At 70.1% G+C, this 11,274-nt stretch carries 8 protein-coding genes and 1 riboswitch; all 8 genes read left to right on the top strand.

The window, feature by feature from the left end; translation table 11 throughout:
* Positions 1 to 124 precede the first annotated feature (124 nt).
* The gene (locus tag GQ57_RS25175; RefSeq protein WP_034199350.1) at positions 125 to 1,708 is read left to right on the top strand and encodes a Na+/H+ antiporter; all 1,584 of its coding nucleotides are present in this window, start codon (positions 125 to 127) and stop codon (positions 1,706 to 1,708) included.
* Positions 1,709 to 2,168: 460 nt separating this feature from the next.
* The gene (locus GQ57_RS25170) at positions 2,169 to 3,302 is read left to right on the top strand and encodes a hybrid sensor histidine kinase/response regulator (protein ID WP_031399863.1); all 1,134 of its coding nucleotides are present in this window, start codon (positions 2,169 to 2,171) and stop codon (positions 3,300 to 3,302) included.
* Positions 3,303 to 3,424: 122 nt separating this feature from the next.
* The gene (locus GQ57_RS25165) at positions 3,425 to 5,101 is read left to right on the top strand and encodes a methyl-accepting chemotaxis protein (protein ID WP_031399862.1); all 1,677 of its coding nucleotides are present in this window, start codon (positions 3,425 to 3,427) and stop codon (positions 5,099 to 5,101) included.
* A 41-nt stretch (positions 5,102 to 5,142) separates the two neighbouring features.
* Positions 5,143 to 5,610 carry a chemotaxis protein CheW gene (locus tag GQ57_RS25160; RefSeq protein WP_425322008.1) on the top strand — a complete coding sequence of 156 codons (468 nt, stop codon included), beginning with the start codon at positions 5,143 to 5,145 and terminating at the stop codon, positions 5,608 to 5,610.
* Entirely contained in the window at positions 5,607 to 7,004 is a 1,398-nt protein-coding gene (locus tag GQ57_RS25155) for a CheR family methyltransferase (RefSeq protein ID WP_034199348.1), read from the top strand. Before GQ57_RS25160 ends, GQ57_RS25155 begins: the two co-directional genes overlap by 4 nt.
* Positions 7,005 to 7,050: 46 nt before the next feature.
* Entirely contained in the window at positions 7,051 to 7,761 is a 711-nt protein-coding gene (locus GQ57_RS25150; protein WP_034199347.1) for a chemotaxis protein CheW, read from the top strand.
* A complete protein-coding gene (locus GQ57_RS25145) occupies positions 7,758 to 10,067 on the top strand; it encodes a hybrid sensor histidine kinase/response regulator (RefSeq protein ID WP_031399858.1) in 2,310 nt (769 codons plus the stop codon). The genes GQ57_RS25150 and GQ57_RS25145 overlap by 4 nt, the downstream gene beginning before the upstream one ends.
* Positions 10,064 to 11,083, top strand: a complete 1,020-nt coding sequence (locus GQ57_RS25140; protein WP_031399857.1) for a chemotaxis response regulator protein-glutamate methylesterase — start codon at positions 10,064 to 10,066, stop codon at positions 11,081 to 11,083. The genes GQ57_RS25145 and GQ57_RS25140 overlap by 4 nt, the downstream gene beginning before the upstream one ends.
* Before the next feature lie 83 nt (positions 11,084 to 11,166).
* Positions 11,167 to 11,270, top strand: a riboswitch (Fluoride riboswitch).
* The last annotated feature ends 4 nt before the right edge of the window (positions 11,271 to 11,274 follow it).

The following is an 11,274-nucleotide window of genomic DNA, read 5'->3' as shown; positions in this document are numbered from 1 at the left end:
ACCGCCCACCGCGCCGGCCGATGCGCGCTCGACTGCGGGGCTCGCGCCGTGATGTAATCGCGCCAAACTGCCGACCGGGGGACGACGCCGGAAAGCACGCATTCATTCTTCACGAGGACGATTCATGTCTCCCGTCTCGGCATTCAAGCTGGTTTTGTTGTCATTCCTCGCGATCGTCGCGCTCGAATGCATCGCCAAGCGGTTGCGGCTGCCACCGGCGGCCGCGCTGCTGGTCGGCGGCATCGGCATTGCGTTCATTCCCGGCCTGCCGCCGGTCAACCTCGATCCCGAGCTGGTGCTGCTGGTGTTCCTGCCGCCGCTGCTGATGGACGGCGCGTATTTCTCCGTGTGGGAGGAGTTCAAGCGCAACGTCGGCGGCATCCTGCTGCTCGCGATCGGCGCGGTCGTGTTCACGACGTTCGCGGTCGGCTTCGCGGTGCACTGGGTGGCGCCGGCGCTGCCGTGGGCCGCGTGTTTCGCGCTCGGCGCGATCGTGTCGCCGCCCGACGCGGTGGCCGCGAAGGCCGTGCTCGAACGCGTCGCGCTGCCGCGCCGGCTGATGGTGCTGCTCGAAGGCGAAAGCCTGCTGAACGATGCGGCCGGCCTCGTGCTGTTCCGTTTCGCGGTCGCGGCCGCGCTGACCGGCGCGTTCAGCCTCGAGCACGCGGTCGTGCGCTTCGCGGAGCTCGGGCTCGGCGGCGTCGTGGTCGGGTTCGTGGTCGGCAGGCTCGTCGTGTGGTTCCTGAAGCTGCTCGACGACGACTATCTCGTGATCACCGTCGCGGTGATCGCCGGCTGGATCGCGTATATCGCGGGCGAAATGGTCGAGGTGTCGGGCGTGATCGCGACCGTCACGGCCGGCATGATCGTCGGCTGGCATCAGCACGAGGTGTTCTCGGCCGCTGTGCGCACGCGCGGCACCGCGTTCTGGCAGGTCATCGTGTTCCTGCTCGAGGCGATGGTGTTCGTGCTGATCGGGCTGTCGCTGCGCGGCGCGATGCACCGGCTCGGCGGGTTCGAGCAGGTGCTCGGCACGATGGCGCCGCCGGTGTTCGCGGTGCTGGCGGCGGTGATCGTGTCGCGCTTCGTGTGGATCTACGCGGTCGAGGCGCTGAAGTGGCCGGTGCGCGGCATCGCGCGGCGCGGCGAAACACCCGACTGGAAAGCCGCGACGATCATGAGCTGGGCGGGGATGCGCGGTGTCGTGACGCTGGCGATCGCGCTGTCGCTGCCCGAGGCGATGCCTGGCCGCGACGTGATCCTGGTGGCGTCGTTCGCGGTGATCCTCGTCACCGTGCTGCTGCAGGGCACGACGATCGGGCCGCTGATCCGGCTGCTGCGCCTGCCGCAGCGCGAGGAGCGCGCGGCGCATCACCTGACCGAGCCGCAGACGTGGGCGCATGTCGAGGCGGCGCAGCTCGCGGCGATCCAGCCGCTCGTGCGCGACGAGAACGGGGTCGTGATCCATCCGCGCCTGCTCGAGCAGTACACGTATCGCGCCGAACTGACCGAGCGGGCGAAGGACGAGCCCATGTATCCGGCGGAAGTGCGCGCCGCGCACTACGACGTCGTGCTGGCCGCGATCCGGGCCGGGCGCGCGGAGCTGTTGCGCCTGCACCGCTCGGGCCGCATCCACGACGAGATGCTGCACGCGCTCGAGCGCGACCTCGACCTTCAGGAAGTGTCCGCGCAGCACGCGCGCGGATAAGTCCCCTCCAATGCGCGGCCGGCTGCCTGCCGGCCCGCCCCTTCGGAGCGGCGCCAGCACGGCGATTTTCCCGCCCGTGCGCCGCTTCGTCCGCCTGTTTTTCTATCCGGCCCCAATTCGCCGGATGGTCAGCCTTGCAGCGCATGCAAGCCTGACGGGCCGATCTCGCAAACGTTACCGCATTTCGAATCCGTAAATGATCTGATTTATATGATTCGGTCTCTTTCTGCATATTTGGCAAAACTAAACCGGAAGGTGATAGATGCTGTGTTCTAATTTCATTTAGAATCAGCCGGTTATCTTTATTGAGAGAAAGGATGCGTAGGTAATGCGGCCGCCTGCGGGGAAAAATCGGCGTCCGATGCCCTGAAAAGCAGTGCTGACAGGCCAGGTCGGCGGAATCGGGTGGGGTTTTCAACCGCCAGAATAAGATAGCGTGCAAGCCGGATAAACAACTCCTATGAAAGAATCGATTGGAGAATCGGCGTTTGAAACTGTATTTATGAAAGAATCGAGCGGTGATAATGCCCCGGATTGTCTTGAATCGGGGTTATCGGTCCTGCTCGTCGACGATCAACCGTTCGTCGGCGAGGTGATTCGCCGCGCGCTGCGCAGCGAGCACGACATCGACCTGCACATGTGCACCGACGCACATCGGGCGATGGCGGTTGCGCGCGACGTGAAGCCGACGGTCATCCTGCAGGATCTCGTGATGCCGGAGATCGACGGCCTCGATCTCGTCCGCGCGTGGCGCGCGGACGCCGCCACCGCTCGCGTGCCGATCATCGTGCTGTCCGCGAAGGAGGAGCCGATCGTCAAGCGCGAGGCGTTCATCGCCGGCGCGAACGACTATCTGGTGAAGCTTCCCGACGCGATGGAGCTGGCCGCACGCATCCGCTACCACTCGAATTCCTACCTGATGTCGCGGCAGCGCGACGAGGCGCTCGACTTCCTGTCGCACGACATGCGCTCGCCGCAGACGTCGATCCTCGCGCTGCTCGACGTCTACCGCGCCGAACACGGCGACATGCCGGCGATCATGGAGCGCATCGCCGGCCACGCGCGGCGCGCGCTTGCGCTCGCCGACGGCTTCATTCACCTGACCCGCGCGCAGTCCGAGCGCCGCGCGCACGAGGTCGTGATGCTCAATGAGATCGTGCTCGATGCCGTAGACCAGCTGTGGGAGAAGGCAGCCGGGCTTGGCGGCCGGGTCGTCGCGCACGTGCCCGATACCCCGTGCGTGACGATGGGCGATCGCATGATGCTGACGCGCGCGGTCGCGAACCTGATCGACAACGGGCTGAAGTACGGCCCGCCCGGCACGGACGTGCACTGCACGCTGAGCGCCGAGGACGGCGCGTGGCTGATCGGCGTCGAGGATGCCGGCGCGGGGATCGCGCCGGAGCAGCGCACGGCCGCGACCGAGTCGTTCGTGCAGCTCGAAGCCGTGCATGGCGCGACGCGCGGCGGCTTCGGCCTCGGGCTGGCGTTCGTCCGCGCGACGGCGGCGCGGCATCGCGGCCAGATCCTGATGCGCAATACGGCGCGCGGCTTCATGGTCGCGCTCCGGCTGCCGGCGCAACCGGAGCGATGATTGAGCGGCGCGGCCCGCCGGCGCCGCGTCGTCCGCAGACCCCGATGCCCTCGTGGCGCGCCGACCGGCGCGCAGGCGGGCGCGGTTTTTTCAACGAAGATACTAGAAAGCCCATAACGAACATGGCCACCGTGACGCCCCGCGCGACCAATGAAAGCCTGCATCCGACGATCGGCGCTGGCCGGCTGACGCTCGGCAATCGCATCCTGCTCAGCTTCGGCGTGCTGTTCGTGCTGATGCTGGTGACAGCCGGCGTGTCGTACGAGCGACTGCGCGCGATCAACAGCGAAGCCGTCAGCATCGAGCGCGACTCGCTGCCCGGCGTCTACCTCGCGTCGTCGTTGCGCGGCGCGGTGAACGAATCGTTCATGCTGCTGCAGCAGGCGACGTTCGTCGAGACGGACCCCGAGAACATCCAGCACGATCTCGCGAAGATCGCCGATTCGGCGAAGGACGTCGAGTCGCTGTCGGTCGACTATCAGAACTCGATCTTCCGCGACGACGACCGGCAGCGCTTCGCGACGTTTCGCGGCGCCTACGATCACTACCTGCCGTTGCTGAACGAAGCGGTGCAGCGGCACCGCCAGTCGCACGACGACGCGGTGGCCGCATACGCGAAGGTGCTGCCCGCATGGGCCGAGGTCGTGCGCAACGCGAACGTGCTGGTGCAGGAAAACCGCAAGTTCGCCGAGCAGTCGGCGAAGCTGATCCGCGAATCCGTGCAGGACACCGAGGTGGTGCTCGCGACCGCGCTGGCGATCATGCTGCTGTCCGCGCTGGGGCTCGGCTACGGGCTGTACCGCTCGGTGACCGTGCCGATGGCGCGGCTCGTCGAGGTGCACGACGTGATGCGCACCGGCAACCTGACGCACCGCCTCGACCTGCAGCGCAGCGACGAGTTCGGCACGCTCGAGACGGGCTTCAACCGGATGGCCGACGAGCTGACCGAGCTCGTCGCGCGCGCGCAGCAGTCGTCGCTGCAGGTGACGACGTCGGTCGCCGAGATCGCGGCGACGTCGCGCGAGCAGCAGGCGACCGCGAACGAAACCGCGGCGACGACCACCGAGATCGGCGCGACCTCGCGTGAAATCTTCGCGACGTCGCGCGACCTGCTGCGCACGATGAACGAGGTGGCCGGCGTGGCCGAGCAGTCGGCGACGCTCGCGGGCGTGAGCCAGAGCGGCCTCACGCGGATGGGCGAGACGATGCGCAGCGTGATGGACGCGGCCGGTTCGGTGAACGCGAAGCTCGCGATCCTCAACGAGAAGGCGCTGAACATCAACCAGGTGGTCGCGACGATCACCAAGGTGGCCGACCAGACCAACCTGCTGTCGCTGAACGCGGCGATCGAGGCCGAGAAGGCGGGCGAGTACGGTCGCGGCTTCGCGGTCGTCGCGACCGAGATCCGCCGCCTCGCCGACCAGACGGCGGTGGCGACCTACGACATCGAGCAGACGGTGAAGGAAATCCAGTCGGCCGTGTCGGCGGGCGTGATGGGGATGGACAAGTTCTCCGAGGAAGTGCGCCGCGGGATGCTCGACGTGCAGCAGGTCGGCGGGCAGCTGTCGCAGATCATCGCCGAGGTGCAGACGCTCGCGCCGCGCTTCCAGATGGTCAACGAGGGGATGCAGACGCAGGCGAACGGCGCCGAGCAGATCACGCAGGCACTGTCGCAACTGTCGGAGGCCGCGCAGCAGACGGCCGAATCGCTGCGCCAGTCGTCGCAGGCGATCGACGACCTGACGCTCGTCGCGAACCAGTTGCGCACCAGCGTGTCGCGCTTCAAGGTCGACGCGTGACGCGCGCCGATCCGCAGAACGGCGTACACGCGCTGTTCCTGATGTTCGAGCTCGACGGCGAGCGCTATGCGCTCGACGCGGCCGGCATCGACGAGGTGCTGCCGCTGGCGGTCACGAAGGCCGTGCCCGGTGCGCCGGAGTGGATCGCCGGGCTGCTGATGCGCGGCGGCCAGCCGGTGCCGGTGATCGACGTGCCGATGCTGGCGCTCGGGCGCCGTGCGCACGCGCTGCGCTCGACGCGGCTCGTGATGGTCCGCTACCGCGTGGGCGAGGCCGGCGGCGTACGCACGATCGGCCTGATCGTCGAGTGCGCGACGCGGACGATGCGGATCGACCGCGCGGCATTTCGCGCCAGCGGCATCTCGACCGCGCGCACGCGCTGGCTCGGGCCGGTCGCGAATACGCCCGACGGCGTCGTGCAGCAGGTATCGGTAGCCGACCTGATCGACGACGTTGCACGCCTGTATCTGTTCGACGGCCCGCCGGGCCACGGGGGAGAGTCCGCATGAAAGAATCCGAATCGCGATTTCGCGACTGGCTGCTGCGCGAAACCGGCATCGACCCCGATTCGCTCGGCAACGATTTCATGACCCGCGCGCTGACGGAACGCGTGCACGCGCTGCAGGCGGACGGCGAGCGCCTGCCGTCGGCGGCCCGGCCGCCCGTGACGCCGGAGGTGCTCGACGCGTACTGGCAGCAGCTCAATGCATCGGCCGACGAGCGGCGCGCGTTGATCGAGCTGTTCGTCGTGCCCGAAACCTGGTTCTTCCGCGACCGCGAGGCCTTCGCGACGCTCGCGCGGCTGGCGCTCGAGCGGGTCGCCGCGTTGCCCGGCCGCGTGATCCGCGTGCTGAGCGCACCGTGCTCGACCGGCGAGGAGCCGTATTCGGCGGTGATGGCGTTGCTCGACGCGGGGCTCGATCCGGCCAGCTTCACGGTCGACGCGATCGACCTCAGCGCGCGCGCGATCGAGCAGGCGCGGCTCGGCAGTTACGGGCGCAACGCGTTTCGCGGCACCGCGACGGAGTTTCGCGCGCAGTATTTCACGCCGACCCGCGACGGCTGGCTGCTCGACGAACGCGTGCGCGCGTGCGTGCATTTCAGTCAGGCGAACCTCGTCGAACCGGTCGCGGACACGGGCATTCGCTACGATTTCGTGTTCTGCCGCAACGTGCTGATCTACTTCGATCGCGACGCGCAGGATCGTGTGATCCGCTCGCTCGACGCGCGTCTCGCCGACGACGGCATGCTGTTCGTCGGGCCGGCCGAAACGGGCGTCGCGATGCGGCACGGCATGCGCTCGGCGCGCGTGCCGCTCGCGTTCGCGTTTCATCGCGAGGCCGCCGGCACGGCGGTCGACGCATACGCCGCCCGGCCGGCGGCGCCGTTCAGCGTGGCGGCGCCGTACCGGCGCGCGGAACGCTTCACGGTCGCGCCGCTCGCGGCGGCGCGTTCCGTGCTGGCCGTCGCGCCGCCGGCCTGGCTCGGCGAGCTCCGCCAGCCGTTCACGCCGCCGCCGGCCATGCCGGCGGCCGCGTTCGACGCGCGGGCCGACCTGCCGGTGGCGGCGGGCGAACCGGCCGCGCCGGCCGCCGACGGCCTCGCGCCGACGCTGGAAGAGGCCCAGGCGCTTGCGAACGCCGGCGCATTCGACGAAGCCGAACGCGTGCTCGCGCAGTTCTCGGCGCGCGTCGGCCCGCATGCCGATGCGTTCTACCTGAACGGGCTGATCGCGGATGCGCGCGGGCGCGCCGCGGAAGCCGGCGATTTCTACCGGAAGGCGCTGTACCTGCGGCCCACGCACCACGAGGCGCTGACCCATCTTGCGACGCTGCTCGACGTCGGCGGCGATCGCGCCGGTGCGCAATGGCTGCTCGAGCGCGCACGGCGCTCGGCCGGCTGATACGACTACGGGTTGGGAACCGACACCGCGATGACCAGAGGAATTCATGAACCGCGCCGCCGCTGCCACTGACGCTACGACGATCGACGTCGACGATTGCTGGAACCGGATCGGCACGCGCGGCGATCGTTCGTGCGAACGGCTGAACGACTGCCTGCGCTGCCTGAACTGCCCTGTGTATGCCTATCACGCGGCGAAGCTGCTCGAGCGCCCGCTCGACGCGGCCGAGCTGGCCGACGCCGCGCGCCGGATGAGTGCGCCCGGTACGACGCACGTGCATGACGCCGACGCGGACTCGCACCACGCGGCGCTGGCGTTCCGCGTGGCCGACGAATGGCTCGCGCTGCCGATCGGCGTGCTGCGCGAGATCGCCGGCACGCGTCCGATCCATTCGCTGCCGCATCGCCGCAATTCGGCCGTGCGCGGCGTGGTCAACATTCGCGGCACGCTGCGCATCGCGATCTCGATCGGCGCGCTGCTCGGCCTCGGCGCCGGCAAGGGCGGCAACGGCCGCGGCGACGACGGCCGTTTCACGCGGCTGCTGGTGGCCGCGCACCAGGGCGAGCCGGTGGTGTTCCCGGTCGACGAGGTCGAGGGCGTGCTGCGCTTCGGCGCATCCGACTGGGTACCCGTGCCGGCGACGGTCGGGCGCGCGAGCGCCGGCCTGTCGCGCGGCGTGCTGTCGTGGCGCGGCAAGTCGGTGGGCCTGCTCGACGACGATCGCCTGTTCGACGCCGTGACGCGGAGCATGCGATGAGCGGCGATGACGACCTGAGCCATCTGTCGCTGCTCGAGCTGTACCGCGAGGAGACGCGCACGCAAACCCAGGCGCTGTCCGAGCGGCTGCTCGCGCTCGAATCGGGCGAGCCCGATTCCGTCGCGCTCGAGGCGTGCATGCGCGCCGCGCATTCGCTGAAGGGGGCCGCGCGCATCGTCGGCGTGCCGCTCGGCGTCGACATCGCGGGGCGGATGGAGGAGTGCTTCGTCGCCGCGCAGGCCGGCACGATCGCGCTGACGGCCACCCACGTCGACGTGCTGCTCGCCGGGGTCGATTTGCTGGTGCGCGTCGGCGACCCGCAAGCGCAGCCGGTGTCGCAGACCGAGATCGAGGTGTTCGCGGCGGCGCTGACGGGCGCCGACGGCGCGCAGACGATGCACGCGCCGGCCGCCGGGCCGGCGCCGGTGCCGCCGTCGTTCGTGCCGTATCGCGAGCACGACGGCGCCGCGAACGAGCCGGTCGGGGCCGGCGCCGCGGTGCCGCCGCTCGCGGTGTCGGCGACGGCGCCCGATCCGGCCCAGGCCGGCCGCGTGGCCGGCGCCGGCGCGATGCGCCGCGTGCGCGCGGACACGCTGAACCGGCTGCTGAGCCTGTCCGGCGAATCGCTGGTCGAATCGCGCTGGCTCAAGCCGTTTGCCGAATCGATGCTGCGCGTGAAGCGCGCCCAGCGCGACGCGGCCCGTTCGCTCGATCTGATGTACGAACAATTCGCCGACGATCTCGACGCGGGCATGCTCGCGTCGATGAACGAAGTGCGGCACATGCTCAACGACCTGCAGCGTTCGCTCGCCGAGCGCATGGACGAGTTCGACCGCTTCGAGCGGCGCAGCACGCATATCGCCGAGCAGCTTTACGACGAGGCGCTGCAGTGCCGGATGCGGCCGTTCGGCGACGCGACGCGCGCGTATCCGCGCATCGTCCGCGATCTCGCGCGTTCGCTCGGCAAGCAGGTGCGCTTCTCGATCGTCGGCGAGGGCACGCAGGTCGACCGCGACATTCTCGACCTGCTCGACGCGCCGCTCGGTCACCTGCTGCGCAACGCGATCGACCATGGCGTCGATTCGCCCGAGGCGCGGCGCGCGCGCGGCAAGCCGGACGAGGCGAGCGTGACGCTGGAGGCGCGCCACAGCGCCGGTTCGCTGCTCGTCAGCGTGATCGACGACGGGCCGGGCGTCGACATGGACGCGCTGCGCGCGGCCGTCGTGCGCCAGCGCCTGACCGACGACGAGACGGCCGCGCGGCTGTCCGATCCCGAGCTGCTCGAATTCCTGCTGCTGCCGGGCTTCTCGATGCGCGACGCGGTGACCGACGTGTCGGGCCGCGGCGTCGGCCTCGACGCGGTGCAGGAGATGGTGCGCGGCGTGCGCGGCGCGGTGCGGATCTTCAACGAGCCGGGCGCGGGCATGCGCTTCGTGCTGCAGTTGCCGCTCACGCTGTCGGTGATCCGCAGCCTGCTCGTCGAGGTCGCCGGCGAGCCTTATGCGTTCCCGCTCGCCCATGTGCGCCGGACGCTCGAACTCGCGCACGACGATATCGACGTGCTCGAGGGGCAGCCGCACTTTCCGTTCGACGGCCGGCGTGCGGGCCTCGTCGCCGCACACCAGCTGCTCGACGCGGGCGAGCCCGATGCGACCCGCACCAGCACCGCGGTCGTGGTCGTCGGCGGCGAGCCCGAGCTGTACGGCGTGGCGGTCGACCGCTTCCTCGGCGAGCGGATGCTCGTCGTGCAGCCGCTCGACGGCCGCCTGCACAAGATCCAGAACATCGCGGCCGGCGCGCTGCTCGAGAACGGCGACCCGGTGCTGATCGTCGACGTCGAGGACCTGATCCGCTCCGTCGACAAGCTCGTGCGCGGCGGCCAGCTCGCGCGGCTCACGCGCGACCCGCAGCGCGCGCTCGCCGACCGGCGCCGCCGCGTGCTCGTCGTCGACGATTCGCTGACGGTGCGCGAGCTCGAGCGCAAGCTGCTGGAAAAGCGCGGCTACGACGTGACGGTCGCGGTCGACGGAATGGAAGGCTGGAACGCGGTGCGCAGCGACGCGTTCGACCTCGTCGTCACCGACGTCGACATGCCGCGCATGGACGGCATCGAACTCGTCACGCTGATCAAGGGCGATCCGCTGCTCAAGCGCGTGCCGGTGATGATCGTGTCGTACAAGGATCGCGACGAGGATCGCCGTCGCGGGCTCGACGCGGGCGCCGACTACTACCTCGCGAAGAGCAGCTTCCACGACGAGGCGTTGCTCGATGCCGTGCACGACCTGATCGGGGACGCGCGCGCATGAACATCGGCATCGTCAACGACCTGCCGCTCGCCGTGGAGGCGCTGCGCCGCGTGCTCGCGCTGCGTGCGGACCACCGCGTGCTGTGGGTGGCCACCGACGGCGACGAGGCGGTGGATTTCTGCGTCGCGCATCCGCCCGATCTCGTGCTGATGGATCTCGTGATGCCGAAGGTCGACGGCGTCGTCGCGACGCGCCGGATCATGGCGCGCGCACCGTGCGCGATCCTGATCGTGACGGCGAGTGTCAGCGCGAATACGTCGTCGGTCTACGAGGCGATGGGCGCCGGCGCGCTCGATGCGGTCGACACGCCGACGCTCGCGCTCGGGCTGTCGGCCGGCGCGTCGTCGCAGGCGCTGCTCGCGAAGATCGACCAGATCGGCCGGCTGCTCGAAAGCCGCACCGCCGCGCTCGTGCCGCCGGGGCCGACGCCCGAGCGCGGCCAGCCGACGCTCGTCGCGATCGGCGCGTCGGCGGGCGGGCCGACCGCGCTCACCGCGCTGCTGCGGGTGCTGCCGGCCGATTTTCCGGCTGCGATCGTGATCGTCCAGCACGTCGACCAGGCGTTCGCGCTCGGGATGGCCGAGTGGCTCGACGGCTACACGCGGCTGCCCGTGCGCGTCGCGCGGCAGGGCAGCGTGCCGCTGGCCGGCGAGGTGCTGCTCGCGGCGACCAACGATCACCTGACGCTGTCGCCGCGCGGCGTGCTCGGCTATACGCGGCACCCGGTCGAGACGCCGTACCGGCCGTCGATCGACGTGTTCTTCAACAGCGTCGCCGACGGCTGGCAAGGCGACGCGTTCGGCGTGCTGCTGACGGGCATGGGGCGCGACGGCGCGCTCGGCCTGAAGGCGATGCGCGCGAAGGGCTGCTACACGATCGCGCAGGACGAGGCGACCAGCGCCGTGTACGGCATGCCGAAGGCGGCCGCCGCGATCGGCGCGGCGTCGGCGATCCTGCCGCTCGAGCGGATCGCGCCCCAGCTGATCTCGCGCATTGCGCGCCTGCCGCGCGACTGACGGCGTGCCGGGGCGCGCGCCGCCGTCCTGTCGCGGCGCGCCGACGGCCGCATTGCGGGCGTCGCGCGGCGTCGCGTACAATGGCGGCCAGCGGAGATGGCATGCCTCCCTGCGGTCGTTCCCGGCGCATCGTGCGTGGGGCGGCCCTCAACCGCCGGTTTGCCCGGCTGATGATGCCTGCGTGTTCCTGG

Source organism: Burkholderia sp. MSh2 (assembly GCF_000731655.1).
In the GTDB taxonomy this organism is placed as follows: Bacteria; Pseudomonadota; Gammaproteobacteria; order Burkholderiales; family Burkholderiaceae; genus Burkholderia; species Burkholderia paludis.
Note: the sequence above shows the minus strand (reverse complement) of the source record. Positions and strands in the feature narration are given on the sequence as shown.

Coding starts and splice junctions, on each gene's coding strand:
- GQ57_RS25140 (WP_031399857.1), top strand. CDS start 10,064: ATGAACATCGGCATCGTCAACGACCTGCCGCTCGCCGTGGAGGCGCTG.
- GQ57_RS25155 (WP_034199348.1), top strand. CDS start 5,607: ATGAAAGAATCCGAATCGCGATTTCGCGACTGGCTGCTGCGCGAAACC.
- GQ57_RS25145 (WP_031399858.1), top strand. CDS start 7,758: ATGAGCGGCGATGACGACCTGAGCCATCTGTCGCTGCTCGAGCTGTAC.
- GQ57_RS25175 (WP_034199350.1), top strand. CDS start 125: ATGTCTCCCGTCTCGGCATTCAAGCTGGTTTTGTTGTCATTCCTCGCG.
- GQ57_RS25165 (WP_031399862.1), top strand. CDS start 3,425: ATGGCCACCGTGACGCCCCGCGCGACCAATGAAAGCCTGCATCCGACG.
- GQ57_RS25160 (WP_425322008.1), top strand. CDS start 5,143: ATGTTCGAGCTCGACGGCGAGCGCTATGCGCTCGACGCGGCCGGCATC.
- GQ57_RS25170 (WP_031399863.1), top strand. CDS start 2,169: ATGAAAGAATCGATTGGAGAATCGGCGTTTGAAACTGTATTTATGAAA.
- GQ57_RS25150 (WP_034199347.1), top strand. CDS start 7,051: ATGAACCGCGCCGCCGCTGCCACTGACGCTACGACGATCGACGTCGAC.